Source organism: Aliidiomarina haloalkalitolerans (assembly GCF_003987315.1).
In the GTDB taxonomy this organism is placed as follows: Bacteria; Pseudomonadota; Gammaproteobacteria; order Enterobacterales; family Alteromonadaceae; genus Aliidiomarina; species Aliidiomarina haloalkalitolerans.
In genome coordinates this window covers 119862-138318 of sequence record NZ_PIPI01000005.1, presented here as the reverse complement: position 1 = coordinate 138318, position 18457 = coordinate 119862, and the positions used below count along the sequence as shown (strand labels likewise).

Here is an 18457-nt window from a genome sequence, read left to right as displayed (position 1 = left end):
GCAGCTGCTCGAAAGCACGCTGCCGTTTCTATTATTTGCGATAAATAACATGACCATCGTCGGGCTCATCGTCGTCCCAATCGTCGTCATCCCAATCATCATCGTCGCCTTCATCCCACTCTTCAGCATTACGCATTTGCTCGGCGTGGTGACTCGACCATTTGAATTCAACTTTCTCAGCTTCTTCCGGCTCCGGCTCAACCGGCTTAGGTAAAGCTTCCAGGTACTGCATGATAGCGCCCATGAGTTCTTTACACGCTTTACCAGTGAGCGCAGAAAGCTCGTAAACAGGACCTTCCCAGCCAAGTGCATCAACCACTTGCTGGCGGCGCTCTGCTAAGGTTTCCTCGTCCAGCAAGTCAGTTTTGTTCAGCACTAACCAACGCGGCTTTGCGGCTAACTCAGGGCTGTATTCTGCCAGCTCATTAATAATCGTCACTGCTGCCTGAGCAGGGTCAGACTGGTCATAAGGTGCGACATCGACAAGGTGCAATAACAAACCACAGCGCTCAAGGTGCTTCAAAAACTGAATACCTAAACCTGCGCCGTCTGCTGCGCCTTCAATCAAACCTGGAATGTCGGCGATTACAAAGCTCTGGTGACCCGATAAACGCACCACACCTAAGTTCGGTGTTAACGTCGTAAACGGATAATCAGCAACTTTCGGTTTCGCCGCAGAGACCGAGCGAATCAAAGTTGATTTACCGGCATTCGGCATACCCAACAAACCAACGTCCGCTAGCAACAACAGCTCTAACTGTAAGTTGCGATGCTCACCTTTGGTGCCATCGGTTTTTTGCCGCGGTGCACGGTTGGTACTACTTTTAAAGCGAGTATTCCCAAGGCCGTGAAAGCCGCCTTTGGCAACCATCAAACGCTGACCATTCTTGGTCAGGTCACCGAGTACTTCACCGGTGTCCATGTCTTTGATGCGAGTTCCCATTGGAACTTGCAGAATTTTGTCATCACCGCGTTTACCGGTACAGTTACGGCTCATGCCGTTCTGTCCACGCACAGCACGATGCGTGCGCTCGAAATGGTAATCAATTAAGGTATTGACGTTTTCGTCGGCGACTAACCAGACATCCCCGCCATCGCCGCCGTCACCGCCATCGGGACCGCCCTTAGGGATAAATTTTTCACGTCGGAAGCTGATACAGCCGTTACCGCCGTCTCCTGCTTCTACGCGAATTTCTACTTCATCAACGAATTTCATGGTTTTGCCTGTGTTCGACGAATCAATGTGCTTAAGTATACAAAAAACCCCGCACGATGGCGGGGTTTTTCCGGAAATACTTTTCAGTATTAGTCAGCGTAAACGCTGATGAACTTCCGGTTTTGTGGTCCACGAGTTTCGAAGGTAACTTTACCGTCTACTTTTGCGAACAAAGTGTGGTCACGACCTAGACCTACGTTGTCGCCTGCGTGGAATTTGGTGCCCCGCTGACGCACCAAGATGTTACCGGCCAATACTGATTCACCGCCGTAACGCTTAACACCTAAGCGTTTGCTTTCTGAATCACGACCGTTTTTAGTTGAACCACCAGCTTTTTTGTGTGCCATGTGTCTCTACTCCTCTTAACCGCTGATGCCAGTGATTTTCACTTCAGTGAACCACTGACGGTGACCCGCCTGCTTGCGGTGATGCTTACGACGACGGAACTTCACGATCGTCACTTTATCACCACGGCCATGAGTCACAACTTCAGCCTTAATTTTACCACCTGCAACGAAAGGCGCGCCGATCGTTACTTTTTCACCATCAGAGAGCATGAGCACTTGCTCAAATTCGATTGTATCACCGGTAGCTGCTTCGAGCTTTTCCAGGCGAACGGTCTGGCCCTCGGTGACACGGTGCTGTTTACCGCCACTTTGAAAAACCGCGTACATATTATTCTCCACATGCCTTGTACAGGCGCAACAAACTTAATTCAGGCCGCGGATTTTACGGAAAAACAGATCGCAACGCAAGTAAAAAGTCAAAAAATGATCAAAGGCGAAGAAATCTGGCAGAAATTTTTAATTCAGGTAAAATCAGCCGCAAATTATCTGTAAAGACGAGCCGATTATATCATGGATTTAGCTGCTGTACGCGCCCTCAATCAAGCCGATATGGACGCTGTGAACAACATTATCACAGCACAGTTAAACTCGGACGTCGCCCTGATCAATCAGCTGGGTTTCTACATTATCAACAGTGGTGGCAAGCGCCTGCGTCCGCAACTAGCGGTTCTTGCAGCACGAGCGCTTGGCTACAACGGCGACAAACATCATTTGCTCGCCGCGATTGTCGAATTTATTCATACCGCCACCCTGTTACACGACGACGTCGTTGACGAGTCCATGACTCGACGCGGACGTGACACCGCGAATGCCCTGTTCGGTAACGAAGCAAGCGTCTTGGTTGGTGATTTTTTATACACTCGCGCATTTCAATTGATGGTCAAAACCGAAAGCATGCGTGTGCTTGAAGTCCTTGCCGATGCCACGAACGTCATCGCTGAAGGGGAAGTTTTGCAGCTCATGAACTGCAATGACCCAAACACGACAGAAGCCTCCTACTTCCAAGTGATTTACAGCAAAACCGCTAAGTTGTTTGAGGCGGCGACACAGTTATCGGCGGTGCTAGCTGGCCAATCGGCGGAAATTGAACAAGCAGCTGCCGATTACGGCCGTTACTTAGGCAATGCGTTCCAACTCGTTGACGACCTGCTCGACTATACCTCGGATGCAGAGACCATGGGCAAAGATGCCGGCGACGATCTTGCTGAAGGCAAGCCAACGCTACCACTGTTATACGCGATGTGGAATACCGACGCCGACAACGCCGAACTGATTCGTAGCGCTATTGAAGAAGGCGGTCGCCGCGATGCTCTCGAACCAATTCTCACCATAATGAAAGAGACTCAAGCGCTCGAATACACCCGCAACAAAGCGCTAGAACAACGCGATCTTGCGATTCAAGCACTCGACGTTTTTCCCGACAATGACTACAAAGAAGCCCTTAAGGCATTGGCTCACTTAGCGGTTGAGCGTGTGGCATAAGCCTTTAGCTCGGACATAAGCCTTTAGCCCTGGCACGCCATAGTAAACTGCAAATAACCAAAGGCCGGCAACCAGTTTGCCGGCTTTTTGTATGGGCGGCAGCCATTCATAACCAATTTGGCCGTAAAATAAAATCGCATTCATCACCGGCAGCGCCAACGCCAACAGCCCCAGCAAAAACAACTCCCAAGCCCGCAATTGCCATAGCCAATGCAGCAAAGTAACAGCCAATGTCAGAAAACAAACCAGCGCGAGTGTCACCTTAATGTGGTGCAGTGGTGTCGTCACCAAAAACGCAAATATTGCGGTACCAAAGCCAGCAATGCGAATAATCCGACCATGTGGGCTAGCCTCTCCAGCATAAACTCGACGTGACCAGCGTTGTGCGAACGTGGCAATTGTGTGGAATACAACCGCAACACTCAGGCAAAACAAAAACACCGCAAAGGTCGCGTACCAACGCGCTGGGTTTGGCTCGCCATTCACCGCATACGGTTGAAATAGAGCGGAAATGGTATTCTCATTCCAACTATACCCCACCGTGGTTGGGTCAAGTTGCGTGCCGCCCGGATATAAACCAGCGCTCCACCAAAACAGCAGAACTGCGCTAAGTACTCCGAGTAAGGGTAAATGTTTCATCTGTCCTTCAAACCGATTAAATGAGAAGGTTCACTTCATAGAGTAATTTCTCAATATTTTGTTTCGTCGACATTAATACTAAAAGCTCAATACATCTGCTTTCTTCATCAATGCGATACATGACGATATTGTGGTCGTCGACTAACCACTGCCGATACTCCGCGATACCGAGACTAAGAAGACGCTCACTAACAGGTGCAATATGGGGATTGAGCGTCAGCTCTTGGCTAATTTTCGTTTTGATCCGACTAACTAAGTTCTCTGCCATTGCGGCTGAATACTGACCTTCGACAAATGCGCGGAAGCGCCTAACGGAAAGTTGGAATACGCGTGACGCAACGATAGTGTATCGCTCAGTCGAAGGCTTCATCAAGACTTAGCCTATTATGATGAAGTGATTTTTCCGAGAGTGTTAACAGCTTCAAAAGTGCTATCGTTTCCTGTTGAAACTCATAATCAGCAAACGATTGGACCACATAAGCGGGCTTGCCTTTTTTGGTGACCAATAGTGTTTCATTGAGTTCGAGGGAGTTAGCGTTTTCCTTTAGATACGTCACTGTTTCCGTTTTCATAACAGACCTCAAAAAGACTTTTTAAAGACCGTTTCAGTGTAGCAGTCCTGGTCGCGTTTGCAATCAACAAAGCGCTTTCACAAAAACAAAAAACCGCGCTGGCGAAACACGCCAAGCGCGGTTTTTCAATCAGCTACGAAGCTTATTGATTAGCGAAGTCGATACCCATTTGGATGTCTTTCTTCAGGCCGTCCAACATGTCAGCTTTCGCTTTTGCTTCAAACGCGCTGAGCTCGCCGTATGGCAGAATTTCTTCAACGCCGTTCTTACCTAAACGTACTGCTTGTGCGAAGTACTGCGCGTCGCTACCGTCACCTTCAACATAAGCGTATTCAGTCACTGCTTCGCCTTGCAGGCCTTTCACCAGCGAGAAACAGAAACGTGCTGCTGCTTGGCCCATAGACAGGGTTGCAGAGCCGCCGCCAGCTTTCGCTTCAACAACTTCAGTACCCGCGTTTTGAATACGGTGGGTTAATGACTCGATTTCTTCTTGGCTGAACTCAACGCCTTTCACCTGCGACAATAATGGCAGAATGGTCGTGCCGCTGTGGCCGCCGATCACTGGTACGTGTAATTCAGCTGGGTTCAAGCCTTTCAGTTCGCCAACGAAGGTTTCCGCACGGATAACGTCAAGAGTCGTCACACCGAACAAACGGTTTTTGTCATAAACGCCTTTCGCTTTCAACACTTCTGCAGCGATAGCAACAGTCGTATTCACTGGGTTGGTGATAATTCCGATCAATGCTTTCGGGCACGTGTCGGCAATGTGCTCAACCAAGTTTTTGATAATGCCCGCATTCATGTTGAATAGGTCTGAACGATCCATGCCTGGCTTACGAGGTACGCCAGCTGGGATGAGAACCACGTCCGCACCTTCGAGTGCTTGAACTAAACCGTCTTGGCCATAACCTTTAACGGACACAGCCGTTGGGATGTGGCTTAAGTCAACAGCAACACCTGGAGTTACTGGTGCAATGTCGAATAATGCTAGGTCTGAGCCTGCAGGTAATTGGGTTTTCAACAGTAAAGATAACGCCTGACCGATACCGCCTGCGGCGCCTAAAACTACAACTTTCATATCGCACTCCATTCAATTCGTTGCGGGGGGCTAAACCTTAGCCGATTAGCACCCAAAAAACAATAAAACGCCCGTTTAAGAGCCGACAAATTTTGCTCGTAAAACTGAGCAAAACTAGGTGTTCTGGAAAAAATCCGATACACTGTGCCGTGATTACATAACTTCAACAATTAGACGATGGTATGGCTTCCGTATGGCATCTGCGCAACACGATCACTTAGTCGAAGCATTTCGTGAAATATTAAAAGAAGAGCGTTATTCATCGCAGGCGGAAATCGTTGCGGCCTTGCATCATCGTGGTTTCGACGGCATTAATCAGTCGAAAGTCTCGCGCATGCTCAGCAAGTTTGGTGCGGTACGCGCCCGCAATGCGCTTGAGGAAATGGTCTATTGCCTTCCGCCCGAGTTATCGATGCCTTCGGCACGCAGCTCGGTACGCCAATTGGTGCTCGAGGTTGAGCACAACGAAGTGATGATTATTATTCGTACCACCCCAGGGGCAGCGCAGCTCATTGCGCGCTTGCTCGACTCGGTTGGGCGCAAAGAAGGTGTGCTTGGCACAATTGCTGGCGATGACACCATTTTCATTGCACCGGTGAATACTGCCACCATCGACGAAACCCTCGAAAACGTGCAACGTTTGTTCGAGTCGGTTTAATCGTTGGTTTAATCGTTTAAACGCGACCACCAGCTTAAAGCAGGCACAAAATAGGCACTGCAGTGTTCGAGTTGCACGAAGTCTAATAATGGGTCGGTCGCGCCGTCCTCATCCGCTTCAAAACGATTCCGCATCCAGCGGTCAAGCATCGCTGGGTCAGCGGCAAACAACAAACTCAGTTCATGAGGACGTTGTAACGAACCAAATGGCATGTGTAAACGCCACAATTCACTATCGGTTTTTTCCGCATGGGTCGCTTTCGCGGTTTTCATCAGCTGCGCATTCGCTCGCTCTCGCCCCATAATTTTCTCTTGTTCGGCCACCGTCAACTGGTGAAACTTTTGTCGTGCCAGCTTACTGAGCTGTAACCACAGAAAACTCCCACCGGCAAACTCCGGATCTTGCTCGGCACCGATCAAAGCCAGCTCGCGACGACGCGGTCCGGTTACATGTTCATTGGTATATTTAAAGCCAAATAAATCGCGGCCATCAAGGTAACGAAACGGTGTGTACTCTTCGGCTAACTCGACTAAATCACCGAGCCAGTGCAATAGCTCTAAGCCAGCAGCATAGTTGGCATCATAACGATCTGAACGAATAATAATCGCCAAATCAAAAGGTGTTACCGGTAGTGAATGCTCACTTTTTGAAAACTCCGGCAATGCTTTCAAACCGTCAGGTCGGCTGTCGGGCGACAACACATCCCAGTACGGTTCACCAACGGCTAGGACCATGCTCAATAATGCTTCTGAAAACCGCGCTTCAAAACGCTCAACATAAGCGGGGAATTCAGCTAAACGTCGGCGCACCTTGTCCGGTTGTTCCGACGTGACATTCAACAATAACAGTAACCCGTGCAAACTGGCTTCTGCACAGACACCGGATTGAGCTCGTAGCGGTTGGGCCATGGTCAAATTCCTTGACGACAGTTATGTTGCGAACTGATTATGCTTTTTTATCGTGACGATCACGCCAGCCAATTTGTAACTTGCGAATTTGGCTACGTAATTTTGTATTGGTTTCTGAACCAGTATAGCGTCCTTTGAAAATATGCCTAATTCGATACACGCCTGGCAAGCTGATCGGTGTGCCCAAGGTTCTGAGTAACCAGCGGAAAGCTCGGTCTTCGTAACACTTCTGCCAACTGTCTGCAGGGGTTTGATACACCGACATGGCATCGCAGTAGCCGAGTTCGCGGGCGGCATCGCCATGGGTAATTTGTAATGGGCCTGTGGCTTTCGTGATTTTCTTGACGATAAATTCAGTACCATCAAGCGCGACCACTTGCGCGGCTGCGGCTTTTTGCAATAACGGGTCGTCTTCCGCCAGTAACGAAGTCACCCGCTCTTCAGTTGGATACACCAAGGCATCGGTGCGACCATCGAGCTGCTGCGCTAAGGCGTCTAAGGTGCCTTCGGCAAACACCACATCACAATCGGTAAACCAGATCCAGTCGGCCCGCGTGTTCAGCGCCGCATGATTGCGGCCAATACCACGGCGAAACAGCTGTTCTTTCGGCAGCGGACGCCAGTTCCAGGTCACATTTGCCACCTTCTGCTCGGCAAAGAATGCCAACAATGCAGTGGTTTTTTCGTCTTCTGGGCAATAGTACACCGTCATGGTGACATCAAGATCAGCAGGTGGGTGCAGCACCAACGAACTCAGCTGATAAGCTTGTAAGTGCGCGTACTGCCAACAATGACTGACTATCTCAAGGTGTAAACGCCCTGCTTTGGCAGGATACGCTTGCTTTGGTTTTGGATACAGCCAGCGAATGGGTAACACACCACTCACTGCTAACCGGGCCAATTGCCCTTGTAGTCCTCGATACCAACGTTGCGGGGCTACCCGCACAGACGATGCATTCATGCGCTCTATCTCAATGATGACTCAATAAAAAACCCGTGCTGCGATGGTATACCATCAGCGCACGGGTTTCATCTGTCAATTGCAGGTATCCGTTGTGCGACTTACTTAATACTTCGCCGGCACGTTGCGACCCGGTAAAGACGCTTTAATAAAGTCACGCAGATGGTTGTTCGAAAGCTCGAGGTCATGACGACGTAAATACATCATATGACCACTGCGATAGCCTTCAAAATACAAGCGATCTTTCATCTTACCGCTCGGATCCAGCTGCCACATACTGTACTTAGCATCGAAATAGTTGGTGGCACCATCGTAATATCCGGCTTGGAACAACACGTTCAAGTAAGGGTTTTGGGCCATCGCTTGGCGCAAGTTTTCCCCGGTATTGTTACCACTGCGATCCCACGGATGCACCGGGCCAAACATGTTGTATTTGGTGTCGGTTACAAAGCCCAGCTCTTCCCGCAAATAGTAGTTAATGGCTGGCGTAAACGAGTGTAGCCACGACGTCAGCTCAGAGTTGAAATCTGGGCGCACACCCACGTCTTTGCGGTCGAGACCTTTATAACGTGAATCGAGGCGGCCAACCGTATGGCCTTCGTCACGCAGCAACTCTTTCCAGAAAAACGCCGTGTCGATATCAAGGTTGCTCTGCAAGACAGACTCAACCGAAATACCCGCGTAACGCGCCACTTGCTCGGCAATGGCCTGCTTTTCGTCGTCCGCTAACCAAGCACCTTTCGCGAGTGCCGGTAAATAGGTGTTTATCGTAAATTCTTCAACTTTCGGCAGTAAATCATACAAGTCGCCTTGCTGCAGCTCGTCGTCAAGCTTGCCGTGATACCAAGCGGTTGCAGCGAAATAAGGCAAGCGATTTGCTGCTTTTACTGGGCCGTCACGGTCAATGCCCATGTCGGTTGGCGAAACCAGTACCACGCCATTGAGGTACATCCACTGCTGGTTTTGTAGCGCTAACGCTAAGCCAGCAACACGGGTCGTGCCATAGCTTTCACCAATAAGGAACTTGGGTGAGCGCCAGCGGTTGTAACGGGTTACAAAGGTGTTTATCCATTCAGACAGATACTGAATGTCGGCATTGACGCCAAAGAACATCCGTTGCTGTTGGTCGCGCGAGGGCATATTGCCATCTGGGCCTGGCAACACCCGTGAATAGCCGGTATTGACTGGATTAACAAAGACGATGTCGGTCACATCAAGAACCGAGTACGGGTTGTCTTGGACGCCATATGGCTGCACCGGATAACCTTCTTCATCGAGTAACAGCGACTTCGGTCCGGTATACGCAATATGCATCCATACTGACGCCGAGCCCGGACCACCGTTGAAGGAAATCATCAATGGCCGTTCTTCTTGATTGCGCACACCTTGGCGCTCGTAGTACGTGTACTGCAACGTCGCGGTCGGATGGCCATTGTCATCCCACACCGGCAATGTGCCTGCGTACACTTTATAGTCAACGCGTTGACCGTTAATTTGCATTCGGTGCTCAGTGACATTGACACTTTCGACCGGAATCGTACGGCGGTTTTCTTCCGCAACTGCAACGGTACAAACAAAAGCTAGTGCAACCACTAGGCCTTGCGCCAAAAGTTTCATACGTTGTCCTCATTGTTCTTGATTGTTAACACTCGGTTAATTTAGCGGCTCTTGGCATGAAGACCTAGTCAAATGCGGTCAATGGTGGAATTCTTGCAATCAGTCGATGAAAAGCCACTAGCGTTTCTCACTCTGGTGCATGGTTTATGCTTTAGGTTCAGGCTTTAGGTTCAGGCTTTAGGTTCAGGGTTCATGCTTTAGCACAAAGTCGATCAGTAACTGCTGGGCACTTTGCCGGTGGCGCAAAAATGCCATCACCAGCACCCTATTGTTCGTCACGTCATTGCGGAAAATGATTTTGTACTTTTTATACGTCAACTGCTGATAGTCACTCACGCCAAGCATGTCGAGTTCGTGACACACTGGATATTGTTGTGGACACTCCTCAAGTCGGCTAACACTTTGCGAAATCAAGTCTCGAAGAATGCTCTCTGCTTCGCTTTCGCCGACATACTGAGTCATGTAGCGTTTTAAAATGAGCAAAGTAACCTTGGCGACTTGCGTGAACTCCACGGACTGCGTCATGGCTTATAGGTCTTGTTATCATAGCCCAAATCAGCCAGCAATTCGGCTTCTGACAGCATTCGCCCGGAACGCACGTCACGTTCCGCAATGTTCATTAATTTTAATAAAGCGATACCCTCATCGCGCAGTTGCGCGGCCTGTTCTGACTCAATTCGATACACAGGCGTGCCTCCTTGAGTCACCACAATAGGCTCTTCAACATCAAGGTTTGCCGCGTGCTGTTTAATGTAACTGATCGTTTTAATTTGCATTGGAACACTCTTGAGAAACTCTTGAGAAACTCTCGGAGACACCCTTGGGGAAGCCCTTGGGGAAACCCTTGGGGAAACCCTCGCCGCCACGCAAGTCTAAAAATAGACCATATTTAGACCAACCGCAAGTATCGACAGAAAAAAACCCCGATACTTCGCAGTACCGGGGTTTGTGTTTTCGTCAGCGAAACGAATTAGGCAACATTAATCGTCGGAATAATGGTGTCTTTCGCTTTTTGCTCTGCTGCGCGGAAGTCAGGCATTTGGTCAAAGTTCAGGTACTTATAAACTTCGCCAGCCATCGCATCAATGTTCTGCGCGTATTCCATGTACTCTTCACGCGTTGGGATTTTGCCCAAGATAGCGCCAACTGCAGACAACTCTGCAGAAGCCAAGTACACGTTGGCACCATCACCTAAACGGTTCGGGAAGTTACGCGTTGAGGTTGAAAGCACGGTTGCACCCGCTTTCACCCGCGCTTGGTTACCCATACACAATGAACAGCCTGGCATTTCTGTACGCACACCGTTACGACCGTAGATGTTGTAGTAACCTTCTTCCATCAATTGCGCTTCGTCCATTTTCGTCGGTGGCGCAATCCACAACTGCGTGTTCAGTGGGTTGGTGTTTTGCTCAAGCAATTTACCTGCCGCACGGAAGTGGCCGATGTTGGTCATACAAGAACCGATGAAGACTTCATCCACTTTGTCGCCAGCTACGTCAGACAAGGTTTTCGCATCGTCTGGATCGTTCGGGCAGCAAAGAATTGGCTCAACGATTTCGTTTAAGTCAATTTCGATCACCGCAGAGTACTCGGCGTCTTGGTCAGCTTCCATCAGTTCTGGGTTCGCTAACCACTCTTCCATCTTCTGTGCACGACGCTCAAGGGTACGGACATCGCCGTAACCTTCGGCGATCATCCAACGTAACATGGTGATGTTCGAACGCAGGTACTCAGCAATCGACTCTTCTGACAACTTGATCGTACAGCCAGCCGCTGAACGCTCAGCAGAAGCGTCAGACAATTCGAATGCCTGCTCAACTGTGAGGTTGTCGAGACCTTCGATTTCTAGAATGCGGCCAGAGAAGATGTTCTTCTTACCACGTTTTTCAACGGTTAAGAGACCTTCTTTAATGGCATACAAAGGAATGGCGTGAACCAAGTCACGTAAAGTGACGCCTGGCTGCATTTTACCTTTAAAGCGCACCAAAACTGACTCAGGCATGTCGAGTGGCATAACACCAGTCGCTGCTGCGAAGGCAACTAAGCCTGAACCTGCTGGGAATGAAATACCCAGAGGGAAACGGGTGTGCGAGTCACCACCTGTACCTACGGTATCTGGCAATAACATGCGGTTTAACCAGCTGTGGATAATCCCGTCACCTGGACGCAGCGACACACCACCACGGTTCATAATGAAGTCTGGCAGGGTGTGTTGAGTTTCAATATCAACCGGCTTCGGATAGGCCGCCGTGTGACAGAATGACTGCATCACCAAATCGGCGTTAAAGCCCAAACAGGCGAGGTCTTTCAATTCGTCACGGGTCATTGGGCCGGTGGTGTCTTGCGAACCAACCGTGGTCATGCGTGGCTCACAGTAAGTACCAGGACGGACGCCGTCGATACCACATGCTTTACCGACCATTTTCTGCGCTAAAGTAAAGCCTTTACCGCTGTCAACTGGCTGTTCTGGCATACGGAACAAGTCAGTACGGCCTAAACCAAGTGACTCACGAGCTTTAGTGGTTAAACCACGACCGATGATTAAGTTAATCCGGCCACCTGCGCGTACTTCATCGATAATCACGTCAGAAGCATACTGGTACTCAGCAATCACTTCACCGGCTTCGTTTTCAATTTTACCCGCTAATGGATAAATATGAATGACGTCGCCCATGTTCATTTTGTCTACGTCTGCTTCAAAAACTAAAGTCCCGGTGTCCTTCATGGTGTTGAAGAAGATAGGTGCCACTTTGCCACCAATACAAATACCGCCAGAACGCTTGTTCGGGGTACCTGGCATGTCGTCACCAATGAACCACAACACGGAGTTGGTTGCTGACTTCCGCGAAGAACCGGTACCGACAACGTCACCGACGAACGCAACAGGGTTACCTTTCTTTTTCAGCTCAGCAATTTGCTCAGCTGCATTGGTAATTCCTTCGCGTGGCATTTTGTACATGGCTTTTGCATGCAAAGGAATATCCGGACGTGACCAAGCATCGGGTGCTGGTGACAAGTCATCCGTATTCGTTTCACCTGTGACTTTGAATACAGTCGCAGTAATTTTTTCTGGCATGGCTGGGCGGCTAGTGAACCACTCTGCATTGGCCCACGACTCCACCACAGCTTTCGCTACAGCGTTGCCTGCTTTCATACGCTCTTCAACGTCATGGAAAGCGTCGAACATCAAAATTGTGTGCTTCAGTTCTTCACCAGCGGCTTCGGCCAGTTCAGGGTTATCAAGCAATGCAACAAGGGTTTCGATGTTGTAACCACCGTGCATGTTGCCCAGTAGTTTCACCGCTAATTTCTTGTCGATAATGGGTGAAGTGACTTCACCTTTGGTGATTGCAGCTAAAAAGCCCGCTTTTACGTAGGCTGCTTCGTCAACGCCTGGTGGTACGCGGTCACTGATCAGTTCTAGCAAAAACGCTTCTTCACCGGCTGGTGGGTTCTTTAACAACTCAACCAAGTCTGCAACTTGCTCTGGGTTCAGAGGCTTGGGTGGAATTCCTTCTGCGGCACGCTCGGCCACATGTGCGCGATATTGTTCTAACACAAATGATTCCTCTCAGGTGGATGCCCGCCGCTCAAAGAAAGCGGCCAGCAATTTAGAAAACGGGGGGATTATACGTGAAATTGTGACTGTTTTGAATTTAAGCAGGTCTGACAACGCCTATTTCAGTCATTCACCGTGTTTATAGCATGTATTCACAAACGTCAGCCAAGACGACTAAAAGCGCGCATTGTACACTTCTTGAACAGCTGAAAGGATGGTTTGTTGAGCTGTTTCACTGGCTAATCGATGCTCGTCGTCAACCGTAATCAGTGGGACGCCAAAGCGCTTACAAAAGGCGACAACTTTGGTGTACGGCACCACTTCGTCGGCCATACCGTGAATCACCCGTACGCGCTGCTGCGACGGTAATTCTGTCACGCGGTCACCCTCTTCGGTATGCACCGCTGGCGCTAGCAACACCAGCGCTTTAATACGTTCCGGGTAAAGGCAATACAAACGCGCCGCTAACAAACCACCAAAGGATGAGCCGACCAGCACTAAGCCGCGTTGATCACGTGTTAACTCTTCGGCTTTGGCAAGGCGTTGCGCCAAATCCATGCCTTGAAAATCTGGCGATTCTAATTCCGGAAACTCATTTTTCAGTAAATGATATTTCTGCCCATGGGGGCCACTTTCCAGTCCATGGAAAAAATACAAACGACTCATTAGTCTACCTTTTTCAATAGCTCGCCCATGATGTCATCCATGGTCACAAAGCCTTCAAGTTCATTATCCTTTAGCACCACTAAGCGCTTCACGTGCTGTTGCACCATCATCGCAGCACACTGCTTTAAGGACAAGCTCGCACCCACGGCTAACGCCGGTTTTGCGCAAATGTCGTAAACATTGAGTAAATCGATGTCGCCGTCTTCAGCAATCACCGTTTTCAAAATATTGGTGTATGTAATCAAGCCATAGGCATCGCTATCGGTTTGTTTCTCAACCACCAATGACTTGATGTTTTTACTTTTTAATAAACTCAACGCCTCGCGAAGCTTCGCAAACGGCGAAATGGTTACTACGTCTTTAATCATCACGTCTTTGACTTGCATGACTGTGCTCCTGCTTTACCTTGAACCGGTTACAAAGTTTCTTTCACTGACTGTTCAGCTAAATGTTGTTCAAACTTCTCCAACTGTGACATATCAATGCCGCCAAGGTGCTCTAACGGCACGGTAAATACCATGCCTTGAGAATCGTGCTCGTCTGGCATAATCACTTTTTGAATCGCTTTCATAACGTGCAGCGACAGACCTTTTTCAAGCACCATCAGTAAGACTTTCTGGCTACCATCATAACTCATGCCAAAAAACGATTTCTTCGCTGTGTTACTAATTCCACGCCCCGACATCACCGTCATACCGCCAGCGCCTTGTTCACGCGCGGCATCAATCGATTCCTGCTCAAGTTCTTCTGGCACAATTGCCACCAATGCTGCAAACTTCATGCTAAGACCCCTCTGTTTCTGCTGCCTCAGCTCGCTCTCGCCAAGCCGTGACTGCTTGCGCAATAATTGCATAGCCCATTACCGTAACAATGGGGAAAATCGATGCAAATGCTATTAAACCAAAACCGTCAATCAGAACATTACGACCTTCAATGTGGGTGGCTAAACCAATGCCGAGAGCGGTAACTAGCGGCACTGTGACTTCCGAGGTGGTGACACCACCTAAATCGTACGCCAAAGCAATAATGTATTTCGGTGCAAAAACCGTCAGCGCAATCACAATGACATAGCCACCCATGACATAGTAGTGCATCGAGCCACCGCTAATAATTCGATGGACACCAATGGTAATGCCTATCGCAACACCTATCGCCACCAAAATTCGAATCACGTTGCCGTTTAATTTACCGTCCGCAGCTTCTTCCGCTTGCTGGCCAACTGCAATCAAAGCGGGCTCCGCCATGGTGGTTGCGAAGCCAATAGCAAAGGCGAATAAATAGATAAAGACAAAGCTATCGCGCTCGATCAATTGCTCAGCCATGGCCGTGCCAATCGGAAACAGGCCAAGTTTCAAACCAACAACAAAGGCATATAAACCAAAAATCACCAACAAAAAGCCTAACAACACGCGTCGTGGGTTCGCCAGTGGGCGTTTCAGAATTAGATATTGGAAGAACACAATGGTGATAATAATGGGCAACACATCACGGAACATTTCGAGCAGGTCCATGAGCGCAGCAAGGAACCCCGTTGCAACTTGGGTGTCTGCGCTCATCACCATGTCCGCTGTGGTATCTGGCTCGGCGCCACTGAACACAATAATGCCGTAAACTTGCACGGAGATCATCGGCACCATAACGGCTAACGCAACTAAGCCAAAGCCGTCAATGAGGGGATTGCGCCCCCGAATCGACGACGCAAGACCAATCCCGAGCGCGGCAATTAATGGCACGGTAACAATATTGGTTGTTACGCCACCAGAATCATAGGCTAAACCAACAATTTCTTCTGGCGCAAAATAGGTCACAATTACAACCAAAATGTAGCCAATAATCATGAACCACTGTAACGGATAACCAAAAATGGTTCGAAAGACCCCAAGCGCAACCACTAAGCCAACCGACGTGGCGACAATTAAACGCAAAATCAGTGCGTCAATGCGACCACCGCTAATGTCTTGTGCTTGTTGCGCCACGGCAATGAGAGCTGGCTCTGCGACAACCGCTGAGAATCCAAGCGCAAAACCAAACGCAAGAAGAATGGGCACCGAGCCTTTACGAGCAAACTGATTAGATAAGCTTTTGCCGACCGGAAAAATACTTAGTTCGAGGCCTTGTAAGAAAAGCGCCACACCAATGGCCACAATGCCAATACCAATGGCCATGCTGACGCTGTTGTCAGGAACAGTACGTAAGACGAACGCCTGAAAAACCAAAACGACCGCAATAATCGGAATCAGGTTTTTCAGAGCGTGAATGAGTGCGTGATAAAAGTCCTTTAAATGTGCCAAACGATAACTTCACTGTGTTCACTGCGATTAAAAAATAGTAGCGGGAGCTGGCCGCCGGTGCAATGACCTAACGCAAAGTTTTGCCAAATCTTGGTGTTAAAAGAAATACTGAACGCCAATCCCCGCTACCGACATCATGCCCAATAACGGGAACAGCCCGACTTTCCGACCAAACATTAACAATAATGCGGCGGCTGTTAAGATCATGGCATACATGTCAAAACTGCGCAGATCGGGTAACAAGACCTGCATACCGAAGCCGCTAAAGGTCAGTTGTTCGGCGAATAAATAGTTTAATGCAAACCATAATGCGAGGTTGGCAATCACCCCGACCACGGCTGCGGTAATCGCACCAAGTGCAGCACTTAAGCGTGGTTGCCCACGAAGTTTTTCAACATAAGGCGCGCCCGCAAAGATCCACACAAAGCAGGGCAAAAATGTCACCCACGTGGTCAGCAATGCCGCCAGTGTTGCCCCAAGTAAGGGGTGCATGCCCGTGGCGTCGCGAAAACCTGCGAGAAAGCCGACAAATTGGGTGATCAAAATCAATGGGCCTGGCGTGGTTTCCGCCAAGCCTAAACCGTCGAGCATTTCCCCCGGATTCAACCAGCCGTAGTTTTCTACCGCCTGCTGAGCAACATACGCGAGCACGGCATAAGCACCGCCGAAGGTCACCACCGCAAGTTTCGAAAAGAATAACGCGACTTGCGTCCAGACCGAATCGTCACCAAACAGTAGTAACAAAGCAACCAGTGTGCCTAGCCATAACGCTGCAGCAACAATTGCTGCCCGTTTTGTTCCGGGACGCACAACCACATCAATATCCGCTGCGGCGGGTGCTTGCGAGTCCCAGTGCCGTGCCAGAAACCAGCCAATCACACCGGCGCCGATAACCACGAGTGGGAAGGGCAAAGAGAAAACAAACAACGCAAGAAAGCCCGCAACGGCAAGCGCAACCGCAACGCCATGTTTAAGCGCCTTTTGCGACAGCCTCAGCATGGCTTGGGCGACAATGGCAAGTACCGCTGCTTTTAAGCCGAACAAGAGACCTTCAACCGCACCAACGTCGCCAAGCAAGACATACGCCCACGACAGGCCCAAGATCATGACTGCACCGGGCAAGATAAACAGTAAACCAGCGACAAGGCCGCCTTTCACACCATGCAGTAGCCAACCGACGTAGGTTGCCAATTGCTGCGCCTCTGGCCCCGGCAAAAGCATGCAGTAATTCAAAGCATGCAGAAAGCGCGCTTCACTCAACCACTGCTTTTCTTCGACAATCAGCCGATGCATGAGGGCGATTTGCCCGGCCGGTCCGCCAAAGCTCAATAGCCCGATTTTCCACCAAATTCGCAATGCATCGCGAAACGGGATGGTGTTTTCGGTGGCTGCTGTGGTCTGAGTAGTCTGAGGTTCAGACATAAGTCGCTCCGTATTTTTTAGTTTCTCTTATTATATGGCAATTTTATGTCATTGCCGTGACAGTTCGGTAAACGTGTGTTTAGCAGTGATGCTCTTGGGCAACAAAGCTTTCCCACAGCAAGGTGCCGGCTGGGCCCAATTGCGTGCTCGCCAATTTCACCAAGTGAATTTCGGCGTGAATATGATCAAGAAAACCGGGGATATCAACCTCGACGAGCTCGCCTTTAACCAACGACTGACGGACTAGATCGCGTGGGATCACTCCCCAACCAACGCCCGCTCGCAAAAACTGCACCATGGTGTGAGCGTCGTTCACCCGCAGTCGCGAACTTCCCGATAAACGGTAAATTTGCTCCGGGCTGATGCCCATATTGAGCTCTTTAGGTAGCAAGTGCGGAATTTCACTGAGTGCGTTGCGGCTAGTCGGCATGCCGTGTTGCTCTACTAGTCGCCGCGCCATCACCACAACCAATTGAAATTCACCGAGGCGCAAGCTTTCAAAGTCGGCCATTTGTTGGAAGGTCGGCAGCCAAGGTGTCAGCGCCAGTTCCACTCGGCCTTCACGCACATGCTGCAATGCTTGCAACTGTGAATGCCCAGCTATCAGCACTTCCGTGACCGGAAAGGCTTGTTGAATTTGGTGCACGGCCGGTAATAACAAATCGGGATTACACGAATAGTCGTAACCGACGTGAAGTTGCGGTTCAGCGCCATCACGCAATTGCGCCACCACAGAATTCAACCGATCATGTTGACGCAAGAGTTCATAAGCATGGCGCAAAAACTGTTGGCCCTCCGCCGTCAGCTGCAAACGATAGCCGCTGCGATCAAGTATGGCAAAACCGACATCGTCTTCAAGCTTACTTAAAGTTAAGCTCAAAGCCGGTGCCGTGCGATGCAGCGCATTCGCCGCCGCTTGTAAACTGCCACTTTCGACAACCTGGGTGAGCACCCGTAAAGGCCAAATTTTCATAGCAACTCGTTAAGTTAAATTTAATGAAATAACTAATTTATTTTAATATAACTTTATATTTTTGCACC

The 18457-nt window shown here is 49.6% G+C and carries 21 protein-coding genes; 2 read left to right on the top strand and 19 right to left on the bottom strand.

All coding sequences use genetic code 11. The annotated features are described in order from the left end of the window. Positions 1 to 31: 31 nt before the first annotated feature. The 3 genes from cgtA to rplU all read right to left on the bottom strand — a co-directional run bounded on the left by cgtA (position 32) and on the right by rplU (position 1890). Positions 32 to 1216 (bottom strand): Obg family GTPase CgtA, encoded by a 1185-nt coding sequence (gene cgtA, locus CWE06_RS08400; protein WP_126793077.1) that lies wholly within the window; start codon positions 1214 to 1216, stop codon positions 32 to 34. Between the two features lie 89 nt (positions 1217 to 1305). Continuing rightward, on the bottom strand, positions 1306 to 1563 hold the full coding sequence (gene rpmA, locus CWE06_RS08395) for a 50S ribosomal protein L27 (protein ID WP_126793075.1): 258 nt from the start codon (positions 1561 to 1563) through the stop codon (positions 1306 to 1308). A 15-nt stretch (positions 1564 to 1578) separates the two neighbouring features. Continuing rightward, on the bottom strand, positions 1579 to 1890 hold the full coding sequence (gene rplU / locus CWE06_RS08390; protein ID WP_126793073.1) for a 50S ribosomal protein L21: 312 nt from the start codon (positions 1888 to 1890) through the stop codon (positions 1579 to 1581). Between the two features lie 183 nt (positions 1891 to 2073). Here rplU and ispB point away from each other — a divergent pair, with 183 nt between their 5' ends. Then, a complete protein-coding gene (gene ispB, locus CWE06_RS08385; RefSeq protein WP_126793072.1) occupies positions 2074 to 3045 on the top strand; it encodes an octaprenyl diphosphate synthase in 972 nt (323 codons plus the stop codon). On the opposite strand, the gene CWE06_RS08380 is transcribed toward ispB, so the two are convergent. From CWE06_RS08380 to mdh, 4 genes are all read right to left on the bottom strand, one after another. Continuing rightward, entirely contained in the window at positions 3022 to 3684 is a 663-nt protein-coding gene (locus CWE06_RS08380) for a hypothetical protein (protein ID WP_126793070.1), read from the bottom strand. The genes ispB and CWE06_RS08380 overlap by 24 nt on opposite strands. Positions 3685 to 3700: 16 nt before the next feature. Further along, positions 3701 to 3952: a hypothetical protein gene (locus CWE06_RS08375; RefSeq protein WP_198679072.1), complete on the bottom strand. Its 252-nt coding sequence runs from the start codon at positions 3950 to 3952 to the stop codon at positions 3701 to 3703. An 85-nt stretch (positions 3953 to 4037) separates the two neighbouring features. After that, entirely contained in the window at positions 4038 to 4256 is a 219-nt protein-coding gene (locus CWE06_RS08370; protein ID WP_126793066.1) for a type II toxin-antitoxin system Phd/YefM family antitoxin, read from the bottom strand. A 142-nt stretch (positions 4257 to 4398) separates the two neighbouring features. After that, complete coding sequence (mdh, locus tag CWE06_RS08365) at positions 4399 to 5334, bottom strand: malate dehydrogenase (RefSeq protein ID WP_126793064.1); 936 nt, start codon at positions 5332 to 5334, stop codon at positions 4399 to 4401. 193 nt (positions 5335 to 5527) lie between these two features. Between mdh and argR the strand changes: the two genes are divergently transcribed. Beyond that, complete coding sequence (argR, locus tag CWE06_RS08360; RefSeq protein ID WP_126793062.1) at positions 5528 to 5992, top strand: transcriptional regulator ArgR; 465 nt, start codon at positions 5528 to 5530, stop codon at positions 5990 to 5992. An 8-nt stretch (positions 5993 to 6000) separates the two neighbouring features. On the opposite strand, the gene CWE06_RS08355 is transcribed toward argR, so the two are convergent. The 12 genes from CWE06_RS08355 to CWE06_RS08300 form a co-directional block, all read right to left on the bottom strand. After that, positions 6001 to 6900 (bottom strand): Dyp-type peroxidase, encoded by a 900-nt coding sequence (locus CWE06_RS08355; RefSeq protein ID WP_126793060.1) that lies wholly within the window; start codon positions 6898 to 6900, stop codon positions 6001 to 6003. Between the two features lie 37 nt (positions 6901 to 6937). Then, complete coding sequence (locus tag CWE06_RS08350; protein WP_126793058.1) at positions 6938 to 7861, bottom strand: glycosyltransferase; 924 nt, start codon at positions 7859 to 7861, stop codon at positions 6938 to 6940. Positions 7862 to 7966: 105 nt separating this feature from the next. Then, a complete protein-coding gene (locus CWE06_RS08345) occupies positions 7967 to 9478 on the bottom strand; it encodes a S10 family peptidase (RefSeq protein WP_126793056.1) in 1512 nt (503 codons plus the stop codon). Positions 9479 to 9661: 183 nt separating this feature from the next. After that, on the bottom strand, positions 9662 to 10003 hold the full coding sequence (locus CWE06_RS08340) for a type II toxin-antitoxin system RelE/ParE family toxin (protein ID WP_126793054.1): 342 nt from the start codon (positions 10001 to 10003) through the stop codon (positions 9662 to 9664). After that, the gene (locus tag CWE06_RS08335) at positions 10000 to 10254 is read right to left on the bottom strand and encodes a type II toxin-antitoxin system Phd/YefM family antitoxin (protein ID WP_126793053.1); all 255 of its coding nucleotides are present in this window, start codon (positions 10252 to 10254) and stop codon (positions 10000 to 10002) included. The genes CWE06_RS08340 and CWE06_RS08335 overlap by 4 nt, the downstream gene beginning before the upstream one ends. Before the next feature lie 194 nt (positions 10255 to 10448). Next, positions 10449 to 13037: a bifunctional aconitate hydratase 2/2-methylisocitrate dehydratase gene (acnB, locus tag CWE06_RS08330; RefSeq protein WP_126793051.1), complete on the bottom strand. Its 2589-nt coding sequence runs from the start codon at positions 13035 to 13037 to the stop codon at positions 10449 to 10451. A gap of 174 nt (positions 13038 to 13211) precedes the next feature. After that, on the bottom strand, positions 13212 to 13703 hold the full coding sequence (locus CWE06_RS08325) for an alpha/beta fold hydrolase (protein WP_126793049.1): 492 nt from the start codon (positions 13701 to 13703) through the stop codon (positions 13212 to 13214). Beyond that, positions 13703 to 14089: a CBS domain-containing protein gene (locus tag CWE06_RS08320; protein ID WP_126793047.1), complete on the bottom strand. Its 387-nt coding sequence runs from the start codon at positions 14087 to 14089 to the stop codon at positions 13703 to 13705. Before CWE06_RS08320 ends, CWE06_RS08325 begins: the two co-directional genes overlap by 1 nt. 29 nt (positions 14090 to 14118) lie before the next feature. Next, complete coding sequence (locus CWE06_RS08315; protein ID WP_126793045.1) at positions 14119 to 14484, bottom strand: P-II family nitrogen regulator; 366 nt, start codon at positions 14482 to 14484, stop codon at positions 14119 to 14121. Between the two features lies 1 nt (position 14485). Beyond that, complete coding sequence (locus CWE06_RS12625; protein WP_126793043.1) at positions 14486 to 15994, bottom strand: DUF1538 domain-containing protein; 1509 nt, start codon at positions 15992 to 15994, stop codon at positions 14486 to 14488. 96 nt (positions 15995 to 16090) lie between these two features. Beyond that, a complete protein-coding gene (gene chrA / locus CWE06_RS08305; RefSeq protein ID WP_126793042.1) occupies positions 16091 to 17416 on the bottom strand; it encodes a chromate efflux transporter in 1326 nt (441 codons plus the stop codon). Positions 17417 to 17495: 79 nt separating this feature from the next. Next, on the bottom strand, positions 17496 to 18389 hold the full coding sequence (locus CWE06_RS08300; protein WP_126793040.1) for a LysR family transcriptional regulator: 894 nt from the start codon (positions 18387 to 18389) through the stop codon (positions 17496 to 17498). Positions 18390 to 18457: the final 68 nt, after the last annotated feature.